The following is a 22396-nucleotide window of genomic DNA, read 5'->3' as shown; positions in this document are numbered from 1 at the left end:
AGGTTCATAGACCAGAACACTATGAGAAACGAAGGCTCTGGAACGCTCACAGAGCCCCATCGTTCATCATTCATGTCGTCAATCCATTCCCGCTTTCTTCAACAAAACATGAACAATCAAGCCTTTTTCCGCGGAAGGAGCAATGGAGATGCTTCCCTCGTGATCTGCGACAATCGCTTGGGCGATGGCCAGACCGATCCCGCTTCCTCCCCTTTTTCGCGTACGAGATTTGTCCACACGATAAAATCGCTTAAAAAGATGGGGAATCTCCTTTGCTTGAATACCGATCCCTGTATCCTCGACCACAATGTGCACAGTGTCTTCATCCCCGTACGCCCGTACCTTCACTTGTCCTTCATCTGTGTATTTCCGTGCATTGTCCAAAAGGATGTCCAGCAACTGGCGAATCCGCTCCCGATCCATAAAAAGGACAAGGGCTTCTTCCCATTCAAAACGCAGCTTAATTTGTGGAGGGAAAATGGGCTCCCACGCTTGCTTTACTTCAAGAAGCAGAGGGGTTAATGGCTGCACAACTTTTGATGAACTTAGTTGAGAGGTATGCTGCAATTTGGCTAGCGACAACAGGTCATCAATGAGTTTGAAAAGTCGCTTGCACTCCTGCTCCACAGCAGCGAGTGCTTCGTCCCTTACTTCAGGCTTGTGCTGCCCCCATCTTTGCAGAAGACTTACATACCCTTCAATAATCGAGAGCGGTGTACGCAATTCGTGAGAAGCATCTGTGACGAATCGCTGCTGATAGACCATTGCTTCTTCCATACGATCTAACAACAGATTAAAGGCATGGATCAGCTCGTAGATTTCAGTCTCTACGTGATGGTGGTGAATCCGTTGGGAGAGACGTTGAGGGAAAATGGAATGGATTTGCTGGATAAGATGATCGAGAGGCTTCAGTCCCCAGTTACTCAACCAATAGCCTCCAATCGCCGAAAGTAGCAAGGTAAAAAAGGAAGAAAGAAAAAGAATCGTGAGCAAGATGGAAAAATACCATTCAAGCGCTTCTGTCGTAGTAGAAATTTGCACAAACAAAAGCTCCGATGTGAACGGCAGCTGTACAGGTTCTTTTGCGACCAAGGTTCTTTCATAATACTCTTCCGGCTCTTTTGTCCAATTGGCTCCCCGTATCGAAGCGATTTCCTTGCCGTTTTGGTCGCTGATGTTTATGAATTGATTGACGTCGGCGTAATTGGTTAACAAACGAGTCAAATAGGCAATCGTCAGCGATGCTTCTTCGGTGATTTCCGTTTTCAAATCGGCAGCGATAGCCGTCGCCTTCTGATTGAGTAATTTTTGCTCATGTTGATGGACGAGATTAGAGGTGCTGAAAAAAATAAAAATAGACAAAAAGAGAAGCAAGACCAGCATGCCCGAGCTAAAAAACAGCGTGAGTCTCCATTTGAGTGAGTATCTTCGATGTATAAGCACTGCGTTCTCCTTTTAATCTCGTAGTGTATATCCGATTCCTCGAACGGTATGGATCAGTTTGACGGATGGATCAATCTCAATTTTGTTCCGCAAATACCGGATATACACATCCACGATGTTGGTATTCCCCATAAAGTCGAACCCCCAAACAGCTGTGAGAATTTGTTCTCGCGAGACCGCTTGCTCCTTGTTCTGAACCAGATAATAAAGCAAATCAAATTCGCGTGGCGTCAACATGATTTCCTCTTCATCGAGGAACACACGCCGTGCGTTGGGCTGTATACGTAAGCGACCAACCACTATCTCCTGGTTCGCTTTTGTTTCCCGTTGACGCAATAAGGCCCGAATCCGGGCAAACAACTCCTCGATGGCAAACGGCTTTGCCAGGTAGTCGTTGGCTCCACTGTCTAATCCCGTGACGATGTCCGGAACCTCTCCACGAGCCGTAATCATGATAATGGGGACTTCTTTGGTTTCCCGTATACGTCGGCATAATTCTATCCCCGATAATTCGGGCAGCATGACATCCAGGAGGATGAGATCGTACTCAATCGTCAGTGCCTTTTCTAATCCGGAAAGCCCGTCGTATTCAATATCCGTCGAAAATCCTTCATTCTCCAACTCCAACTGTAAGTATCTTGCCAAGTTATGTTCATCTTCAACAAGTAGCAAATAGCCTTTTCCATCCGGCGTAGGCATGCATATCAACTCCGTTTGAATATCTTACCAACAGTTTTCTCAGGAAACTCTCATGAAATTCTACCGGGAATCTTAGTTTTGTTCTGTACGATAGTTGCGTGGATGAGAAACACACAACAAGAGCAACCATTCAGAAGGAGGAACATCATGACAAAGCGAAACTGGAAAGGCACCACTACTACGGTCGTAGCTATTCTAATGGGAACTTCTCTTCTCATGAACGGACAAGCCTACGCGGCTTCTGAGACAAGTCTCACCTCCACCACTACACATAGTCAGGATAAACAGCAGAAAAAACATAAGGATGACTTGAACCTGCAACAAAATATCGAAGAATCAGTTGCAGATCAAGGCAATGAACAAGCTGAAATTGATCAATTTGATCAAATGGTGCAAGACGGTACGAATAACGACCTGACAGCCAATGAGGAAAGTACTACTGATAGTAATCTGAATAAACAGACTAAAGACATTAAAGATTCTACTGCTTCATTTGACCACAATACTTCGGCCTCCTCTTCGGACATTGCCGATCAGGTCATTTCAGAAGGATTGAAGTTTAAAGGCGTCCCCTATAAATTTGGTTCCAGCAAAAAAACAACACGTACATTTGATTGCTCTTCCTTTACACAGCGAGTCTTTAAAGAGGTCGGAGTAAGTCTGCCACGAGACTCACGTAAACAGTCCAAAGTCGGACAAAAAGTCTCGAAGGATCAACTGCAAAAAGGAGATCTCGTGTTCTTCCGCAGTTACGGCAGCTCGTCTTCTCGCATTACCCATGTTGCGATCTACGCTGGAGACAATAAACTGCTGCATACGTACGGTAAACCGGGAGTTACGACAACCAAATTCAAAGGGACTTCCTGGGAAAAACGCTTTGAGCTTGGAAGACGTGTGATTTAATCATCCTCTCTTTTAAAGCACATGCTTTGAAACGTTATCAATGGTTCCTCGTCAAATGGAGTGAAACTTCAAAAATAGACGAGGTGGCTATCATGAATGTCAGACAAAATATGATCTCTCTTTCCATCCTTGCATTGTTAACTGTATCATTCGCCCAACCAAGCTTTGCTGCAACGACTCCTTTTACGGATCTTGCCCAATCAGGAGCGAAAGATAAAATTCTTTCCTTACAGCAACAAGGTGTGATAAAAGGGGTAGATGATAGCAAATTTGCACCTAACGAAACGATTACGGCTGCTCAAGGTATTCAACTGATTGTAAATGCCTTTGATTTGAGTCTCGCTGCGATCCGTTTTGTAAAGGCTCCACAAGCCACTGACTTTTTTTCCAAAGCAGATAACGATGCTTGGTATGCAGAGAGTCTGATCATAGCGGGTGCGAATGGATTGGAGCTACCAGCTGATCTTGATCCGAATGCAGATTGGACCAAAGAGCAGTTCATTCACCAGCTAATGAGAGTCATGGAGACCAAGGGGTATCTACCGATGATCAAACTAATACCGGTAGAAATCCAAGATGATCATGAACTCACCGTGGATTACCAAGGCTCCATTCAACGAGCTTTGGCAAGAGATGTGATCGAATTGGATAAAGAAAAAAAGCTCCATCCGCAAAAGCCAATCACGCGTGAAGAGGCAGCCGAAATGATTTATAATGCCCTTGCGTATTTAAAAAACCATAAGCCTCTGAACTAAAACAAAAAAATGCAGCGATCCTCGTGATGAGGAGCTGCATTTTTTACTTAACCAGTAACCATCTGATTCACTTGCCCAGTTATCAACAGCATCGCTTGCAAGACGGGCATCATACTAACAAGATCAGACGAATGGAAGCGCACCGTGCGTCCTTCGGTGAGTTCAATTCCTGGCATCCAGCTGACTGCTGTGGCAAATTGTGATTTCGTAAACTCGACTTCTATCGTATTCTCTACTCTTTGCGCAAGCGGTTTAACTGTACGGCGATTGAGCAATGCCTCCTTAGCTTGCTGACGGATCAGCTCTCTCGCACGAACGGGATGCATCGCTTGCGACGAGAGTCCCGTAATTCCTGTTTTTACGGCGACCGTGAAGACTCCAGGGATATCTTCTTCCACTTCTTTAGCCGTTTGAGAATCTCCGGTAACAAGTACGACAGGGACACCGAAAGCTCCTGCGATTGCAGCATTTAAACCTGCTTCGCCCACCTCTTTGCCATTTAAGATAAGCCGATGGATAGCGAGGCCAGACAATGTATGATTGAGTACCGCATCTCCTGTTCCTGCTTTTCCATGATAACCGATGAAAAATGCGGCGTCGCAGCTACTGTCGATCCCCTGCATCATACAGAGAGGCTTGAAAAAACCGCGGATGACATCTGCCTGTGGATGTAATTCTTCCAGGATAATATTGTTCATCGGCCCATGAGATTCATTGACGATAATTTGGGTAGCTCCTGCTTCCAGTGCCCCCTCAATCGCCGCATTTACATCTTGTGTCAGCAGTCTTCTCCCCGCTTCGTAGTGTCTCCGACCGGGGATCACATCCTCCCATTCGCATAGTCCGGAGATTCCTTCCATGTCCAACGAAATAAACACCTTCATGAGAAACTGCCTCCCTATTTATGATTAGATTGCTTTCGGCATTTGGCGCGAACCAAACGCCAGGCGCTTGATCTCACCGTCAGGATAGCGAACAAAGCGAATGAGTGAATCGATGTTGTGGCGCGTGAACAGAAACGTATCTTCGCCAACGGAACACAGCGGAAGCACATCATTGCCTATAACGAGTACGAGCTGTCTTTGTGCTTCATCGAAGAATCTGATCTCTACTACGTCTCCTTCACCAGATTTATATGTACCAGGACATTGCTGCAAGTAATCAAGCGGTACTTCCCGTTTGGAAAACGTGGCGAACTGCGTCTCTAGCGGGCGACCAAACATGCTGTTCAACAGTCCTAATGTCAGATTGGTAATGGGGGCATCATCCATGTTGGTTAAAAGAATGCCAGTTACTCCCGCCTCTGGGATGATGAACATTTGCGCGGTCATCCCTTTTAAACCGCCGGTATGGGTAAGAAAGGTGTAATCTTCGGAAAATGGAAACACGCCGAGTCCGTAACCATAGCTGCGACTCAAGTCAATACGGACATGAGGGGCAGTCATTTGTGACACGCTATCCCCCGAGATGATTCTCGCTCCATTTGAAAGCCCGCCTGTCCGATAGACATCCGCATATCGAAGCATGTCACGTGCCGACGATTTGAGGAAGCCTGCTGCACGCATGGAGGGAGCATCCCACCAACCGGGGGCACGTACTACTTCACGAACGCCATCATTCATGCGACATGTGTACAGCATGGTAGTATTGGCGTCCTCGCCTAATTCCTCGACATGAAAAACCGTGCGTTTCATGCCAAGTGGCTGTAAAATATGCTCTTGGACATAGGCTTCGTATGTTTTTCCGCTGACACGCTCAACAATCGCCCCAAGCAAGCCAAAAGCTTCGTTTGAATAGCTGAATTCTGTCCCAGCAGGTCCCAACAATTCAAAGGGCAGCTTCTCTATATATGCCATGAGGTCTTCGAAGGTATCAATTGGGTGTTTACATTGCGCTTCAAAATGTTGGAGTAATTCTTGTGCTGTCGGATCGCCTTGTAAACTGGGTAGCATGGCGGGAATGAGAGATGGAAGTGGTGGAAATCCGAGGGTATGTGTCATGAAATGATGAATGGTGATGCGCTTCGTTTGGGCCTCGTCCGGTGTGCGAAACTCAGGCAAATAAGTGATAACCGGATCATGCACGGAAAGCTTTCCTTCTTCCTGAAGCTGCATGATCGCCATGCAAGTAAACGACTTCGTAATCGATCCGATCCCAAATACCGTATCCAGATCAATCGGGGATTGCTTTTCGCGATCCCGATAACCAAACGCTTTTTCATAAGTGAGCTCCCCGTCTTTGGCTACTGCAATGACCGCACCGGGAACCTGAAAATCATCCATCAGTCTTTGGACGTAATCTTCAAACGATGCTTCCCACTCATTCATCTTCATGTCATGCCTCCTTAGGTTCATTACATACAAACAAGAAAGCAATTTCAGCTTTTTGATTCTGAAGTATAGACTTCAAAAAAGTAGGGATATGAAGTTCATGCACTAGTAGAATTATAAGCGGCAGATGAGAAAACGACAATATATAAATTCTGAAAATAACTAATTTTCATAACAAAACGCAATCAAATAAAAATGGCCCTTCGTCTTGTATGACGTCAGGCCTTGAAATGTCGCTGGTTACATTTGATCATTCGTTGTTTTGGTAATGACTGTGGAGCCTCATGTCATTGTCTATGCTCGTCCCGTTAATCAGAAACTCCAAAATGTAAAAGAAACAATCTCTTATTTGAATAAAAAATATAATCATCCCAAATAGCTTCATACCAGAAATTAGGCTGACATTCCACTTTATATACCATTAGGTTCCCCTCAAAAAAATCTGATAATAATGGAATAAATCCGTTTATGCAATACTTTGGGTCAAACTTTACGGATGAATCAAATTGGTGATAAGGATACCCAATTTCAAAGAACCAATCATCGCAAGTTTTCTCTAATTTTGCTTTCCAATCGTCAAGTGGTATCAATCGTACTTCACCTAAGTTTTTATCACCCTCTAAATTAAAGCTATATGTAAAAGCAGTAAGAATATCGTCATGATACTCCAGTTCATTCCATTGAAATGTATATCCATGATTTGCATGGAGATTTAATAGGGCGAAAGCTTGCAGAAAACCATTTATTTGGGCTTGCTTGATTTTATCCATTCCATCCCCACCCATCAGTTCGTATCCATACACAATATATACCATAATATTCCAACATATTGAATTATCCTGCTCCGTTAGTTGAGCAAAGGCTGCCGATTTTAACTCCAGCACCATCTATGAACCGGCTATTTTTTTTCCTCTTGGTTGTCTGCTGTTGGTGTCCGGTTCGACAGTGATGCCGATTTGATCAAAAGTCTGCCCTTCGGCGAGCTGGTAGGTCAGTATTCCGGATCCGTTTTCGTCCGGCTTGAATATCCCACCATTTTCCCTCGTGCTATTTTTCAGCAGCCAAACCTGGTAAACCTGTGAACCTTCGACGCCAGGTAATTCGTGAACCTGCACCACCAAATTTTTCTCTGATCCCTGCTGGACAATATAGGCGATGCCGTTTGTTCGCGGGTGGCTTTGATTGGCTGCTTTTAAGGGAATCTCCGTTAAAATTTCTATCGGAATATTTTCAGGATGGCGATTTTTTTCCTGTACATTCGCCATTCCAAGGCCGATAATCACGAGCAACAAGACGGTCACGATACTGGTTGAAACTGGAGTGAACTGGCTTTTGAACAACATGGCGAGCTTGCTCATCTTAGCCATGAACGTTTCCGTACCGCTTTTCCTATTGTGCTCAAAAACAAACCCCAGCACCTCGCCTTTTAGCGATTCAGGCACCTCGGTTTCGGTATAATCGAACGGCAAAGCATGCCAGGCCTGGGATAATTCCTGATGTTCTTTCTTACACTCCGTACAATTCTTTAAATGTTCAGCAAAGGCCATGTGCTCGCTCTCCTTGAGCTCATTTGCTATATATGAAATTAATTGATCACAGACCCTTCTCATTTTATATCCTCCAGTTCCAGATGCTTCCTCAATCCTTTAAGAGCCTGGTGAAGCCTGCTTTTAATCGTCCCGAGCGGCTCTTGTTCCAGCTTGGCAATCTCTGAAAGAGAATACCCTTTCCAATAAAGCAATTCGATTAATCTTCTTTGGGCCGTCGGCAATTTATTTTTCGCCATTGCAATATCATTCGTATTTACTCGTTGCTCGACTGCATTCGCAGGGTCGGCGATCTCTTCATGTTCCTCTTGGTGGTGCTGCGTATGCCTCTTCTCTTTGCGGAGGTAGTCAATGCATATATTGCGGGTAATCGTGAGGAGCCAATTTACAAAGCTGCCTTGAGCAGGATCGTAATGGCTGTTTGTTGTCCATAGCCTCAAAAAGACCAGTTGAATAATCTCTTTCGTCTTATCCTCATTTCCATTGCAAAACTTCATAACGAAGCCGTAAACAAGCTTTATATATCGATCATAGAGCTCCTCTAATGCGTGACCATTTTTTTCGTTTACCAATCGCATTAATTCCGCATCGTAATTGTCTTTCATGTGGCACTCCCTGCTTTTGGATAAAAATATACTGCCATAACACGATTTTAAAAGTAAAGATGGGAACAACCGCGACTGATCGTTCCCTGGGCATGCTTATTCAAATGCTGTTTCGCTGTTTACGACAAACCATACTTCTTTTACTCCTTGTCCGTTTACATCCCCTTTTTGCTGGTCTTTTACAAAATAATAGAGAGGAAAGCCTTTGTACGTAACCTGCTTCTTCCCATTGTCTTCTCTTGTGATCGTATCGAAATCCTTTTTGTCAAAACCTTCCGGGACGGCGAAATCCTCCTGGGTAAATGCCGGCCAGTTTGCCAGGCAGTCTCCGCTGCAATTGCTTTTTCCTGCTTCGTCCTTCTTAAAATAATACAGAGCCCTTCCCTGTGGGTCCGCCAGGTACTTTCCAGCTTTCTCATTCTCCAAAAGCTGGAGGCTTTCAGCTGGGGCTTGATCCGATTTAGTTTGTTCCGTTTGGGCTTGATCGGGTTGAACCGTCTCTGTTTTTACCTCCGTGCTTTTTCCGCAGGCAGCCAAAACAAAAATAATTGAAAGTATCACAAGGGTAAAAACTGCTTTTTTCATGTATGTTCCTCCCAGTTTTTTAGATGTAAGACTCGCCCTTACTTCCAGCCCCATTTTTGAAAGATTCGGTGAGATTCTTCCGTTCTTAAATAATCAATAAATTGCTGTGCCTCTTTTTTCTGATCAGTGATTTTTGTCAGGGCGATCGGCGTTCCACGATAGAGCTTTTCTTCCTCGGGCAGTTCAACCAGGTCTGTCACATCCTGGAGCCGGTAATGCCACGTTTCATAAGTAATCCAGGCGTCCAGGCTGGAATTCGATTTCCATCGTTCAATGGCTTCGGCACTTGACTTTACAGAAACGTTAATATTTTGAGAAATGCCTTCGATCAGCCCTTTTCTGCCCGCCAGGTCTTCCCACAGGCCAAGCTGGCCAGCCCCATTCACATCCATTATTTTTACTCCCTTTTTCGTTAAATCCGCGAGGCTTTCAATCTTCTTAGGATTTCCTTTCCTCACCAATATTCCTGCAGCACGCGGGTAAAGCTCCGTACGTGATTTCGTGTCAATCATTTCGGGGTATTTAAAGATAAAGTCCTGCAGCATATACTCGGAGCCACCGAAAATAATATCTGCATCATGCTTTGCTTGACCGATCCAGTTGTTCTCTGGTCCGGCTGTTACTTCCACCTTCATTCCCGTTTTAGCTGAAAAATGTTCAGCAGCTTCCTTGATCGGTTCAAGTGGTCCACCTGGTCCGTACACCCGGATGACTTGGTCACTTTGCCTGGAATTTGGTGTCGCCTGGGACGCCGGCTTACCGTCCATTTGTGCATAGGCTGACATTCCGTCAGCCGTAGTGAAAAAAAACAGTAGAGCTGCTAGGAGCCCGGTCTTCTTCATGATTCTTCCTCCATTTCACACATGGTTTTTAACGGTACTATCAAAGGAAACGAAGGGAGGCTATAAACGGTTTGATTGTAATTGTGAAATAGTTAGAAAGTTTCATGAAACGATGGAAAACTAGTCTGGTGAAGAATAAATAAAGATCACCACACAACCTACGCCAGCCTGGCCAGTTGTGTGGTGATCTTTTTCAAGCAGATTCTTGGTCTCTCGCATCTGTTTTATTTGAAAATCCATTGAGAATTGGCTAAACCAGTGTGCCCCGGTAGAATACCGAATAACACTGGCTACTTAGGCTTTTTTAGTTCCTCTAACTGCTCGGAATGCCTGGACTTTCCCCCTGCCCGTAGATGTTTTCATATCGCGAATAGGCTAAACGATTTTACTCTCCTCTATAGCGATAACCTCCCTTGCTGCTTCTATAAAAGATAATATGATTGGTGAAAGCCACTTGTCTTTATGCCATAACATCTGTGTATACACGTGCAAGTCCGGAATTTGCCATGGAAGAGCAACAAGTTCGCCACGTTCAACTTCCGCTTTCGTTGTCATTTCAGGAAGAAAGGCAATACCGATTCCCGTAATTGCACATTGTTTAATGGCTTCGGCATTTTGGAACTCTAAATACGTAATACTATCAATGCCCTTTTTCTCAAATTGCCGGTCAAACATGGTTCGATAGGGACAACCCTTTTCATTCGTCAGAAACACTTGTCCGTGAAAATCTTCCAGCTGCAGTACAGTTAGTTTCGAGAGTGGGTGGTCTGGAGCGGCGAAAAAGCGGAACGTTTCTTCCACCAATGGCTCCACTGCAAGTGCGCTTGAGCTAATGGGTTCGTCCAACATAAAGACGACATCCGCGGTTCCCTCAAAAAGCGCTTGCTTGAGTTGTTGATTTGGAACGGAGCGGAAGATGAGACGAACTCCCGGATGGCGCGAACGAAATAGGTGGAAGACAACTGGAAGCCGATAGGCGCAAAGAACCTCGTTAGCACTTACTGTTAGGGTGCCGCTTACATTTTCATCATCATGAACGACGCTGCGAGCTTCGTCCAATTTGTCTAGAACGCTTTGGATATGAGTTAAAAAGCGTTTCCCCGCAGTTGTGAGAACGAGCTGCTTGCCCAAGCGATCAAAGAGACGAACACCAAGCTCATCCTCCAATGCTTTTATTTGCATCGTGACGTTGGAGGGGACGTAGTTCAACACTTCCGCAGCCCGACTGAAATTTAAAGTTGATGCAACCGTGCGGAACGTAATCAGTTGGCGCAATTCCATCATACGATCCCCCTTACCCTTCAAGATTTTTGAATATAGCTTTGAATTTCATTCACTTTTGCTGAGACTATCACAGATCTATACTTACAACAAGAAATACATTCTTCATGTATGGTTTCATTTTGAAGGGAGAGGCAATACGATGGATTATGAAATTTTTGATTTGGGTGACGTTACCTTGCAATCAGGAGTGACGTTACCGAGCGCTTTTATTGCTTATAACACTTATGGAAGATTGAATGAAAAGAAAGATAATGTCATCGTCTATCCAACTGCTTTTGGCGACCAGCATGTGCAGAATGAATGGTTGATTGGAACCGGCATGGCACTAGATCCGCAGAAATATTTCATTATCGTACCAAATCTGCTGGGCAACGGATTATCTTCGTCTCCCAGTAACACGCCTCCCCCATTCGACCGGGCTAATTTTCCGCAGGTAACCATTTATGACAACGTTACTTTACAGCATCGGCTGGTGACCGAAAAATTCCGCATTCAAAAGGTCGCTCTCGTAGTAGGGTGGTCAATGGGAGGCATTCAAGCATTCCAATGGGGGGCAAGTTACCCGGACATGGTGGAACGAATTGCACCTTTCGCCGGAGTTGCAAAGACATGGCCCCAAACGTATGTAGTTCTGGATGGTTTGAAAGCTCCGCTCATGGCTGCGACCCGCTTTGATTCAAGTAAACTAAACGAGTTGACTTCTGCGGACATGCGCGCCGTTGGCCGTGTCTATGCAGGATGGGGCGTATCGCAGGCGTTTTACAGAGAGGAACTTTATCGTGAGCTGGGATTTGACTCATTGACAGATTTTGTGGCTGGCGTCTGGGAAGATAGCTTTATGAAAATGGATCCGCACAATGTCCTGGCCATGTTATGGACAGGACAACATGCAGATATAAGTGCAAACCCGACCTATAACGGAGATTTCGATGAGGCGCTCACAAGCATTAAAGCGCTTGCCTGCGTCATGCCAGGGAGCACGGATCTCTTCTGCTCCGTAGACGATAACGAATACGAGGCTAAGCTAATACCTCATGCTATTTTTAACCCTATTGAATCGATCTGGGGCCATTTTGCCGGGCGCGGAATCAACAGTGCCGATAATAAATTTATTGATGACAATCTAAAACGCTTGTTGGCGCTTAGTACAGACGGATAGATCCTATTAGCATTGAAGTGTCCTGTAAGGCATAGCAAGAACCTTGCAAAGAATAGCATTGAAGAAGGAGCAGCGGTGGGAAGTTTATCCTAAGTCTAGCCGTTAAAAAGGCCAAATTCGCAGGTTGAACGTAACGATAATAGGCTACGTTCAACCTTCTACGAAATTGGTCACTACCTAATGGTTTCGAAAGATCTCGACATTAACCCATGAACTGCCCTTCTGTAGTGGTTCGGTTAATTGTTTGTTTCTGTGAACCTCTTGCTTGTATCCGTATTTGGCAAATTCGAATAACACGAGCTATCACTATTACAAGATTTTGAAAAGAAGCTATTGCCAGCCCAATAACAATACTCGGCATCATCATAAAGATACCTTCCAAACTGAGCACTCGTTCGCCACCAAAAAATGTGATCATTTTCGGAAGGAAAAGGAGCAGGAATAACGGTAACAACATTAGGATGAAGGATAAGAAGGTCAACCAACTAGGACGCTTCTTGTATTGCTCTTCCCATTTCTTTAACCGCCAAAAGCGACGAATTCCCAAAAGCACCGTGATCAAGATGATGATGCACATACCGGATTCAAGCATGGTATGAGTGAAAAGAGAATTTTCTGGCGGGGAATTAGTCAATATTCCTGACAATCCACTCACAAATGAATAATAATCGACGAAAGTATTCAAGCCACTGTTGAACAAGATGACAATGCCAAGCTTCTGATCAGGTATTACAAGCTCTTGCGCTTGATAGGTCCACAAAATTCCCCCATGCTCGATCTGTTTTTTTCCATCAGCGCTTTTAGAGATTTCCCAGCCCAGACCATATGATTCCTTAGGGCCTGTAGGTGAATGCATGGTTCTAATCCCCTCGCTACTAAGCAGCTGCACATTGTTGTATTTTCCACTATTTCCCTGTATGATCAACCATTTAGCCATATCGTTGACTGTTGAAACCATCCCTGCCGCGCCTTCAACGAACCATTCAGGTTCTTCAGTAGCTATTGGTTTTCCAAATAGGAAATAGTGTCCGCCAGAAATTGTACTGGACTTTTCAATCAATTGCTTTGTATTTGAGACATGAAAAGTACGATTCATTTCAAGTGGAGTGAAAATATGCCGTTGCAAATAATCAGGGAACTTTTCCTTACTGACTACTTCTACCAGCCTAGCTAACAGTTGGTAATTCGTATTATTGTAATGAAATTCACTACCGGGCTCGCTATGGAGGGTAACTTCATGCAATCGTTGCACGACTTCTTCTAACGAGTTGGGCTGAGGATGAATCGTCATATCTGGGTAAACGGTGTCGGTCAAGCCGCTTGTATGACTCAATAGTTGACGAACTGTGATTGTCATTCCACGGGGATCATTCAGCTGAAACGAGGGAATATAGTGAGCAATCGGTTTATCTATATCCACTCGTCCGGACTCAGCTAGCTGCATGACAGCCATTGCTGTAAATGATTTACTCAGCGAAGCAATAGCGAATGGGGTATCCGCAGATATTGGACTTTGGTCTGCCGTTTTTCCATATCCTCTTGAGAAAATGACTTTGTCATCACGGGTAATCGCTACCGCTAATCCCGGAATATGATTCTCTTCCATTTTTGATCGAATGAAATGATCAATTTGATCCTTTGGAAAGTCTGTTTGCGCATAGGCACTCTCAACGGAGGTAAGAATCATAGTCAAACAAAAGATAAGAGTCAAAGTGATTTTGGCATACGCCATGTTATTCCCTTCCTTCATCAAGCTGCCATTCACATTTCATCATGAGTGATTCTCCTTGGAGCTCTGCTGTCAGCTCCCCATTCATTTTTAGCATTAGACTCTTGGCTATGGACAGACCCAGGCCTGTGCCCTTACCCGATCTCGTCGGATCAGACGTATAAAAACGATCGAAGAGCTTTGCCACATCTTGCTGATTCAAATGGCGGGCATGATTACTTACAGAAAAAACAACCTTCAAATCCTGCTGCTCAAGGCGAATCCTAACTGGGCCAACAGCGTGAGTAGCTGCATTTGCCAATAGATTTTCTACAACACGCTTGATAGCCGATTCATCTGCGTAGAGCAAGATTTTCTCATTCGGCAATTGAATCATTGGTTCCAAGCTGCTTTCGTTAAACCGATCATAAAATCCCAGTAAGACCTCCGAAATGAGCGTGTTCATGTCCACCTTTTCCAGTTTCAGTTCAAAGTCAGCATGGTCGATAACCGATAGATCGAAAAAGTCATGTAACAACTTTTGCAGACGCTTCGTTCGGTTCTTGGCGATAACCAAGTACTCCATCTTCTCCGCCTCGCTTACACCTTCCGACTCCATAAGCTGGATATAACCCAGAATAGATGTGAGCGGGGTGCGCAAATCGTGTGAGATATTCGAAATCCCTTGCTTGAGCTCGTTTTCAGTCCTTCTACGCAATGCGTTTGCCTCCACAATAAGTGTAAGCAACTTGTTGATTTCCTCGGTCAATGTCTCTAAATCCTGATCGAACAAGGCAATATCGACCTTTTTCTCGGTTGATCCCTTCGAATATGACTCCAGCTGATGAGTTATTCGCTTTATTTCTCGTTTCAGACCATATAAGCGGATCATAGCAGCAGCTGCTATAGTACATGCTGCAAACACCACAAATAGCATCTCGATCCTTCCGCCTTCCTTCTTCCTAGCTACTTAATTTCTTTTTTCCTGTAAACCCAGCAGCCGGCAAGTCCACAGCCTACAAATGTGAGGATCGGGGCCACCGTCAATCGCCATAATTCTGTGTTGCTTGGCGAAATACCCCCAATATCCTCCACCAATGAAAACACGCTATTCTCATAAACAGTTTCAAAGACAGGGATAAATTCACCTATGTTTGTAAAAATGACATCGATGGTCAAAAAGAAGATGATCGAGGCAGAGATCGTTTTACCGCTGTTCGTGAAGATAATGGCAAACAATGCAGCGACCGAGGCAAATGACGCTGAATACAATATGGTACCTAGCATTGTTCTCAAGACTAGCAACGCTACTGATTGGTCATCCATCGCCCCAAATCCAGACAATAAGGTGCTGATAACCATATTGAAAACAGGAAACAGTAGGGAAAGAAGGATTACACCCCAAGAGTAAACACACAGTTTTGCCGTAAAAATTTTCATTCTGCTATTCCCGCTCGTTGCCATGTTCTTCATGACCCCGGTTGAATACTCGCTAGATATAAAGAAGCCTGCCAGGATACTCAAGGACACCTTGATAATGAATGTGTTGCCGGAAATAGCTCGCTGGAAGGATTCCAACCCTGTAAATAGAGGATCACCATCCAGCAGATTATCGAAATGCCAGTAAAGCGGCCAAAAGATCGATAGTGCTACTATGATCATCGCTAGTGTCCTGAAGGAGCGGTCCTTCCGTAGCTTATACCATTCGGATTTGATGAGATTATACATAGCATTCTCCTTGAATCCGGTTTGCAAAATAACTCTCCAAATCTTCACCCATCGGCATGAACTGTTCAATTGTGAGTCCCGCTCTGAAAAGGATCGAAGAAACTATACCGGGATCATGAACGAATTGATACAGCCTGATCACACCGTCTGGCATCACTTCAAAATTGCTGGTATGCAGTTCCTGATCAATAATCGTAGCGGCCTTACTTGCATCATTTACTTTTATGTGCAAGTATTGCTTACACTTTTCATGCAGTTCATTTGCCGTCAATTGTTCCAGCAGCTTTCCCTTATGGATGATTCCATAATGAGTGGCAAGCAAATGCAACTCACTGAGGATATGCGTTGAGATCAAGATCGTCGTTTGGTTCTCCGAATGCAATCTTTTCAGGAGCTCTCTCAATTTTATGACTCCCGTCGGGTCAAGTCCTGTAGTAGGTTCATCCAAAATTAAAAATTCAGGATCGCCGAGTAAAGCGATAGCGATTCCAAGACGTTGCTTCATTCCCACGGAGAAATGCATGGATTTTTTCTTGACAGCTTCCTGTAATCCAACTAGCTCCAGTGTATTCTCTATGCATTTGCGTCCCGGTATTCCTTTTTGTATGCGATGTACTTCGAGATTCTCCCATGCGGTCATATGAGGAAATAACGCAGGACTTTCGATTATCGAACCAATACGTTTTCTAGCAACGACAAGCTCCCGTTCACTATTTGCTCCAAACAACTCAATAGAACCGGACGAAGGGGACGCAAGCCCGTTCACAATCCGAATCAACGTAGATTTCCCTGCGCCATTTTGTCCGATAAACCCGTAGATCGATCCCCGTTTAATCGAAAGCGTTACTTTGTCAAGAGCAACTTTGCCTTTATAAGCTTTGGTTAAATCGTTTGTTCTAAGAACTAGCTCAGCCATTTGCCGAACACCTCCTCCCTTTAGCGATACCTTCATTATCAAATGCTCGCCATAAGAGATCCCAAAGAGAATCTTAAGAAAACATTAAGTTGGTTCCGTTATCGAAGTCGATAGCCCATCCCCCATATCGTTTCTATATATTCTTTTTTGGGATTGGCTTTTGCCAGCTTGCTTCTTAAATTGCTGATATGTACACCCACTGTATTGTCATCCCCCATAAACTCCTCGTTCCAGATACTTTCAAAAACATTCGACTTCGAAAACACTTTTTTAGGATACGACATGAACAGCTCTAAAATAGCAAATTCTCTTGCTGTCAAAGTTACTTCGGAGCCGTTAATCGTCACGAATTTGGTTTCCTTATCCAGCTCTAGCTCCTTGTACGTTAATCGATTACTTGGAGGCGGATTTGAGAATCGCATGTATCTTCGCATATGGGAATCGATGCGTGCAGACACCTCCTCAATATCAAACGGCTTTGTAATAAAATCATCTGCTCCAGTACGAAGTGTTGCTATTTTCGTCTGTTGCTCATCTTTGGCTGAGATAATAATAACTGGCGTCCGAAACACCTCGTTGATCTTCTCCAGTAATTGTTCACCGGTGAGTCCCGGAAGCATCAGATCAAGTAGTACGAGATCCCATTCCTGTCTGTCCAAATAGAGATTCGCTTCTGTTCCCGAATAGGCTGCTTGGGCAATATACCCGCTCTTCGTGACAACCGTACACAATAGTTTATTGATATCGCTGTCATCTTCCACAACTAGTACATGTATCTTTTTATCCATGGTCTCACCTTTTTTCTTTGTGAATATGGCTGAATTGTGATTTGATTTGATTTGATATGCTCCTACTGACTAGTATCTTCTCATGCTACATGAGTCTTAATCTCATAGTAACTTGAAAGCTCATTAGAATGAATACCGTGTCTTTGATACGAAGTTGTATGCAGAAAAAAACGACCCTTTTTCAGGGCCGTGAAATGGTTTGCTCTTATTTTTCTAATTCTCCATCACTATTTGTTACCGCAAAGTTGTAATTAATAGAGCGTGTAAATGGTTCGCCATCCTCATTGATGCCAGTTACATCAAAGGAGAGATTATAAACACCTGGCTTCGTCGGCACGGTAAAATTGCCAGTTAGCTCATCTTCTTTTACGGCAAACTTCACTTCATCAAGGACGCTCGCTTTTTCACCGTTCATTGAACGAGTCAGGTTTGCTTTTTCCAGTAACGATTGATCAATTTCGTTTTTGCCCAGATCGACGGAAATCTTCGCTTTGTCGCCTTTCTTGAATACCTTTTTGCTCGCTTTTACTTTCGCTTCTTCTCCGCCATCCACCGAACCAACCATGAAAAAGGCGTCGTCAGAGCCCTCTACTTCAAGCGTCCATTCTCCTGCTTCAGGCTCCTCTACTTCAATGAAGTGATGAACCGCATCTTTGAATATCTCGGGTTCATCGTCTGATTCGCTTTGCTTACTAATATCCGCCTCATACTCTTTGCCAGACGGACTGATCAAGGTCACAATGGTGTCTTCTGACGAGGTCATCGTGTCCAGACTCAGCTTATCGATTCCGCTCTCCAGGAAAAATGTTTCGGAGGCGTTGTCTTCCACTTCGCCGCCTCGGAGAATGACGGAGCTCTCTTCCACAGTGGCTTCTTTCAATTTTTCTTTGCTTACTTTATTTGCACGTTCGCGAATCGAGGACTTTTGCAATTTAGGCTGGACCAGATCCCATGTTTGCGAGGCTTTCGCTATTTGACCGTGGGAAATGTCTTTTGTAAAGCTCTTGATCCCATAAGGCAAACCGAAGGCAGACTCAACGGAAACGGCTCCATCATCTTCACCAGGAAGAACCGCATGAGCAAACCAGGTAGCACTAAACCAGCCATCATCCCCTGTTCCGGCTGCCATGTATGTCTTTGTAGAACTATTTTCGCTTCGGTTGTCAGTCTGCGCGCGGAAGTTGGCCATATATGATGTTTGCAGGGAATACACGGCATCGTCTTTTTTGCCAAGAATGTCAGCGAGCCATCCCGCCCAATTGCTGTAAGCCATGTCAGCCAATTCTGAACCTTTGTTTGGTGTAGAAAGCTGGTGAACAACGTTGACATACGGATGCGCGCCATAGTGGACGAGTGCTGTCTGCGTATCGATGCCACCTTTGGAATGTGCAATAATATTGATTTTGGAAACACCATAATAATTTGCGACCTTTTTGATGACTTCGGCGAGCTTGGCTCCGTTTGTCCACATGTTGCCACCAGTGCCATCCGCGTCCTTCAACTGTACAAAGGCGGTACGATACCCGGCGTTATAGGCTGCATCATAAAATCCGTCTGTTGTATACCAGGTATTGTAGGTGGAGTGCAGACCTTGGACAAACAGGATCACGGGCTTGTCGTCGGATGCGTTGGGAGGAACTGCACCTGTGTACCAGTCACCAAAATGACCACTTGGATTGTCGTCATGCAAAACCGGAGCTGGAGCTGCGGCGCTTGCTGCTTGCGGGTAGACTAGCGCCGTTGATAATGTAACAGCCGCCAGCAAACGAGATAGTGCTTTCTGATTCATAAAAAGAACACCAACCTTCACCTTAGGATTTATTGTTGCCGTACACAATCGCTAGAATTGCGTACGGATTGCAACCGCCTGTTCTATCTTCAATGTGTCTTGAATGATCACTAGGATCGTATTCATTTGCTGATGAATAAAGAAATGCCCACCAGGCATGGGGTAAAATTTGCATTCTCGCCCGCAATAGTCTCGCCACGCCACAATATCTTGGATTTCAATAGAATCTTCTTTCCCAAACAAAACCGTCATGTTGACAGGGATTTGTTTGGGAAGCTCGTTATTCATTTCGTATGTCTGCACAGCCTGGAAATCAGCGCGAATCGTAGGCAAAAATAGCTCCAAGAGCTCGTGATTATCCAAAACTTCATTGGGAGTACCCCCAAGTGTACGTAGCGAATCGATGAACTCGTTATGCGGCAGGTTGTATGTTTTCACCATTTTGTGATAGGCATGTGGCACGCGGGATGCAGACAGGAACACGTGCTGGGGCAGTGGCTTTCCATTCTGCAACAGCTTTCGCGTCAGTTCAAACGCGATTAATCCGCCCATGCTGTGGCCAAAAAAAGCAAAAGGTTCTTCCCCCAGCTCTGGTGTGATCCGTTTGTATACATCCTCCAAGACCTCATAAAACGAAGTGGAAAGAACCATGCTATCGTTCTGTAATGAAGGCCGTACCTCGAATGGATCAATTTCCAATAACGCTGGCGACAATACCCGCTTCCAACCGTAATAGATGCTGGGAAGCCCACCTGCGTACGGAAAGCAGAACAATTTCATCTCTTTCCCCGCCCTTTCCTCATTACGTGATTACCTGAACATCTTTCTATGAAAAATGGCCTGATGTACATCTTGTAAATCCTTCATGACTACTTGAGCAGCAAACTGATTGGTAGTCGCGCATACTGACAATTTGTAGCCTGGATCGATCTCATACTGATGAAATGACCAAGCATCGCGCGAATCATTTTGCGATATCGTAATCGATTGGTCTAGGTTTTTTCGAATGGCGAATGATTGCAATGGGATAGACAGCCCCATGCCTCTCGCTTTTATATAACTCTCCTTCAAAGTCCAAAGGTCGTAGAAATACGAAACCTGTTCATCCGGATGTTTTGCCAAGAGATCTTCTACTTCGGCTGGTGCAAAATAATGAGTGGCAATATCCAAATCAATTGGACATATTTGCTCCACATCAATCCCCACCTGCGACTCATGCGTGGCGCAGACCACCCATTCTCCGGAATGCGAGACGTTAAAGCAGAAGTTGGGAAATGATTTTAAAAAAGGTTTTCCGTATGCATTGTAGTCATACTCGATTTCGTCATTGGAAATCTCGTAGGCTTCACAGATGAGAGAGCGTACGAGCACGTCAGCGAGCAACGCCCGATAGGAATCAGCGGGATTTCTGAAACGGTTGACCCGTTCCCGTTTTTCTTCGGGTAGTGCTTGCAAAAATCGGTTGAACGACTCTTTCTCCATGACAGCAGGACATTTCAAAGCGTAAATGGCAATCATGTAGCACTCACTCTTCTTTCTGTCAATTCAAGACTACTGACTTGTTCTGCTCGATCCTTTCGCTGCTGCACTTCATACAAGTTGGCATACGTACCGTTGTACTGCATTAACTCAATATGGCGCCCTTGCTCGATGATCTTTCCTCGATCCATCACGTAAATCACATCGGCATCTTCCACTGTCGACAGGCGATGAGCGATAACGAGTACTGTTTTATCTTTCATGAGTGCAGCTAATGCTTGCTGCACCCAATATTCCGATTCAGCATCCAGAGCGGAGGTGGCTTCATCCAATAGAAGGATCGGTGCATTTTTCAGGATAGCTCTGGCAATGGCAATTCGCTGACGCTGTCCGCCAGATAGCTTGGCACCGCGCTCTCCTGTTTTTGTCTGGTAGCCATCTGATAGTTCCATAATAAAATCATGCGCATACGCAGCTTTGCTCGCCTTGATGACATCCTCTTCCGAAGCATCCAAGCAGCCGTAACGGATATTGTCTTCGATGGTTCCTTCGAACAAAAAGGCATCCTGAGGCACGTACGAGATCAAGCTTCTTATTTCTGCGAGAGAATAAGCTCCCATGGGCTTGCCCAGTAAATAGAGAGAGCCGCTCACAAGTGGGTAATACCCCAGCAAAAGCTTCATCACGGTGCTTTTTCCACTTCCACTCGTTCCGACTAGGCCAGCCATTTGACCTTGCTCGACTCGCAACGAAACACCATCCAGCACATTTGTAGCATCGTTGTATCCGAAAACGACCTGCTCCAGCTTCAGCATGCTTTCGCAATGCTGGTGTTTGTCGGAGCTCTTCTGATACTCTTCTGGTTCGAGAGGTTCCTTCAGAAAATCGACGACCCGAGAAGCGCCTGCAAGCGAGCTCTGCAACGCTGTGATGACTTGGCCAAGCTGGAGAAATGCCAGTGTCACAAGCATCTGTTGTTGAACGAGAGCGACCAGCACGCCCAACCCGATTATTTGTTTGGAAACCATCATGATTCCAAAAACAAGCATTCCCCCGAAGCTTACAAATTGGATGAAAAAATTGGTTCCTTCCAATAATCCTTGTTTATGCCCTTGCTTGATGGCAGACGAAGCTACTTCTTCGTTTGCTTCCGTGTAACGTGCGGTCACAACGTTATGTAAATGAAACATTTTGATGATGGGCAACCCAGACAAAAAATCGTTCAATCTTTCTGTCCCAATCCCCATCTGCTGCTGCATTCGATCTCCAATGCGCCGTACTGACTTGGCAAACAGCGTATTCACATAAAGAGTCAATGCACTTACGAGCAACAGGACAACGGCAATTTTCCAATCCATAGCAAACATACCTAAGATCGAGCCGATCAGCGACAGCAGGATAATACTCAATGTTTTCAATTGCTCTGCGTACGCGTTTTCCATGAGGACCACATCGTTGCCCAGTCTCGACATCGTATCTCCCGAATGGTGCTGCTCATAGTAATCGAAAGGCAGCTTGCTTAATCGTTGATAGACTTGAAGTCGAATGTTGACAATGAGCTCACGAACGCATCGACGATAGATGTAACTAAAAAATGGAGACAGGATACTCAGCAAGAGGAACATCACAGCCATTGTGACAACCGCTCTGGTTAATAAAGCAGGGTCTTTTGTGTTCGCAAAATCCGTCAGATCCTTGAACACGAAAGGCAAGGATACCAATACAGCAGCTTGACCGATTCCGTCACCCACGAGCCCCAAAATATACGCTCGCTTTTTCGATTTCATAAACGCCAGCAGTTGAAGTAGTTCCCGCATCAAATTCTGGATGAACATG

22 protein-coding genes are annotated in these 22396 nt (G+C 44.8%); 3 read left to right on the top strand and 19 right to left on the bottom strand.

Translation table 11 applies throughout. From position 1 onward, the window contains the following. Positions 1-78 precede the first annotated feature (78 nt). On the bottom strand, positions 79-1443 hold the full coding sequence (locus C7R94_RS08520) for a sensor histidine kinase (protein WP_106779984.1): 1365 nt from the start codon (positions 1441-1443) through the stop codon (positions 79-81). Between the two features lie 12 nt (positions 1444-1455). Beyond that, a complete protein-coding gene (locus C7R94_RS08515) occupies positions 1456-2142 on the bottom strand; it encodes a response regulator transcription factor (RefSeq protein WP_106779982.1) in 687 nt (228 codons plus the stop codon). 147 nt (positions 2143-2289) lie between these two features. Here C7R94_RS08515 and C7R94_RS08510 point away from each other — a divergent pair, with 147 nt between their 5' ends. Beyond that, positions 2290-3045 (top strand): C40 family peptidase, encoded by a 756-nt coding sequence (locus tag C7R94_RS08510; RefSeq protein ID WP_106779980.1) that lies wholly within the window; start codon positions 2290-2292, stop codon positions 3043-3045. Between the two features lie 92 nt (positions 3046-3137). Beyond that, a complete protein-coding gene (locus C7R94_RS08505) occupies positions 3138-3800 on the top strand; it encodes an S-layer homology domain-containing protein (protein ID WP_106779978.1) in 663 nt (220 codons plus the stop codon). Positions 3801-3847: 47 nt separating this feature from the next. On the opposite strand, the gene C7R94_RS08500 is transcribed toward C7R94_RS08505, so the two are convergent. The 8 genes from C7R94_RS08500 to C7R94_RS08465 all read right to left on the bottom strand — a co-directional run bounded on the left by C7R94_RS08500 (position 3848) and on the right by C7R94_RS08465 (position 10990). Next, positions 3848-4684, bottom strand: a complete 837-nt coding sequence (locus tag C7R94_RS08500; RefSeq protein ID WP_106779976.1) for a M55 family metallopeptidase — start codon at positions 4682-4684, stop codon at positions 3848-3850. Between the two features lie 24 nt (positions 4685-4708). Beyond that, positions 4709-6133, bottom strand: coding sequence for a serine hydrolase domain-containing protein (locus C7R94_RS08495; protein ID WP_106779973.1), 1425 nt, complete (start codon positions 6131-6133; stop codon positions 4709-4711). Between the two features lie 305 nt (positions 6134-6438). Then, the gene (locus tag C7R94_RS08490) at positions 6439-7017 is read right to left on the bottom strand and encodes a hypothetical protein (RefSeq protein ID WP_106779970.1); all 579 of its coding nucleotides are present in this window, start codon (positions 7015-7017) and stop codon (positions 6439-6441) included. Further along, the gene (locus C7R94_RS08485) at positions 7018-7677 is read right to left on the bottom strand and encodes an anti-sigma factor (RefSeq protein ID WP_233220500.1); all 660 of its coding nucleotides are present in this window, start codon (positions 7675-7677) and stop codon (positions 7018-7020) included. Positions 7678-7736: 59 nt separating this feature from the next. Next, positions 7737-8282 carry an RNA polymerase sigma factor gene (locus tag C7R94_RS08480; protein WP_106779965.1) on the bottom strand — a complete coding sequence of 182 codons (546 nt, stop codon included), beginning with the start codon at positions 8280-8282 and terminating at the stop codon, positions 7737-7739. A 96-nt stretch (positions 8283-8378) separates the two neighbouring features. After that, positions 8379-8867: a hypothetical protein gene (locus C7R94_RS08475; RefSeq protein ID WP_106779962.1), complete on the bottom strand. Its 489-nt coding sequence runs from the start codon at positions 8865-8867 to the stop codon at positions 8379-8381. A 38-nt stretch (positions 8868-8905) separates the two neighbouring features. Next, positions 8906-9709: a substrate-binding domain-containing protein gene (locus C7R94_RS08470; protein WP_106779960.1), complete on the bottom strand. Its 804-nt coding sequence runs from the start codon at positions 9707-9709 to the stop codon at positions 8906-8908. Between the two features lie 375 nt (positions 9710-10084). Then, the gene (locus C7R94_RS08465; protein ID WP_106779958.1) at positions 10085-10990 is read right to left on the bottom strand and encodes a LysR family transcriptional regulator; all 906 of its coding nucleotides are present in this window, start codon (positions 10988-10990) and stop codon (positions 10085-10087) included. Positions 10991-11132: 142 nt separating this feature from the next. Between C7R94_RS08465 and C7R94_RS08460 the strand changes: the two genes are divergently transcribed. Further along, positions 11133-12152 (top strand): alpha/beta fold hydrolase, encoded by a 1020-nt coding sequence (locus C7R94_RS08460; RefSeq protein ID WP_106779955.1) that lies wholly within the window; start codon positions 11133-11135, stop codon positions 12150-12152. A 202-nt stretch (positions 12153-12354) separates the two neighbouring features. Here the strand turns inward: C7R94_RS08460 and C7R94_RS08455 are convergent, their stop codons facing one another. From C7R94_RS08455 to C7R94_RS08415, 9 genes are all read right to left on the bottom strand, one after another. Continuing rightward, positions 12355-13884 carry a serine hydrolase domain-containing protein gene (locus C7R94_RS08455; protein ID WP_158264661.1) on the bottom strand — a complete coding sequence of 510 codons (1530 nt, stop codon included), beginning with the start codon at positions 13882-13884 and terminating at the stop codon, positions 12355-12357. 1 nt (position 13885) lies between these two features. Beyond that, positions 13886-14797, bottom strand: a complete 912-nt coding sequence (locus C7R94_RS08450; protein WP_106779950.1) for a sensor histidine kinase — start codon at positions 14795-14797, stop codon at positions 13886-13888. A gap of 29 nt (positions 14798-14826) precedes the next feature. Further along, on the bottom strand, positions 14827-15588 hold the full coding sequence (locus C7R94_RS08445) for an ABC transporter permease (protein WP_106779947.1): 762 nt from the start codon (positions 15586-15588) through the stop codon (positions 14827-14829). Continuing rightward, positions 15581-16504: an ABC transporter ATP-binding protein gene (locus C7R94_RS08440; protein WP_106779945.1), complete on the bottom strand. Its 924-nt coding sequence runs from the start codon at positions 16502-16504 to the stop codon at positions 15581-15583. Before C7R94_RS08440 ends, C7R94_RS08445 begins: the two co-directional genes overlap by 8 nt. A 98-nt stretch (positions 16505-16602) precedes the next feature. Continuing rightward, positions 16603-17292 carry a response regulator transcription factor gene (locus C7R94_RS08435; protein WP_106779943.1) on the bottom strand — a complete coding sequence of 230 codons (690 nt, stop codon included), beginning with the start codon at positions 17290-17292 and terminating at the stop codon, positions 16603-16605. Positions 17293-17497: 205 nt separating this feature from the next. Then, positions 17498-19081 (bottom strand): lipase family protein, encoded by a 1584-nt coding sequence (locus C7R94_RS08430; protein WP_106779941.1) that lies wholly within the window; start codon positions 19079-19081, stop codon positions 17498-17500. A gap of 51 nt (positions 19082-19132) precedes the next feature. Further along, on the bottom strand, positions 19133-19861 hold the full coding sequence (locus C7R94_RS08425; RefSeq protein WP_106779938.1) for a thioesterase II family protein: 729 nt from the start codon (positions 19859-19861) through the stop codon (positions 19133-19135). Between the two features lie 30 nt (positions 19862-19891). Beyond that, positions 19892-20599: a 4'-phosphopantetheinyl transferase family protein gene (locus C7R94_RS08420; RefSeq protein ID WP_106779935.1), complete on the bottom strand. Its 708-nt coding sequence runs from the start codon at positions 20597-20599 to the stop codon at positions 19892-19894. Beyond that, positions 20596-22395, bottom strand: coding sequence for an ABC transporter ATP-binding protein (locus tag C7R94_RS08415; protein WP_106779933.1), 1800 nt, complete (start codon positions 22393-22395; stop codon positions 20596-20598). The genes C7R94_RS08420 and C7R94_RS08415 overlap by 4 nt, the downstream gene beginning before the upstream one ends. Position 22396: the final 1 nt, after the last annotated feature.

The organism is Brevibacillus sp. NRRL NRS-603, from assembly GCF_003013445.1.
Taxonomy (GTDB): domain Bacteria; phylum Bacillota; class Bacilli; order Brevibacillales; family Brevibacillaceae; genus Brevibacillus; species Brevibacillus formosus.
This window is presented reverse-complemented; position numbering and strand designations above follow the sequence as displayed.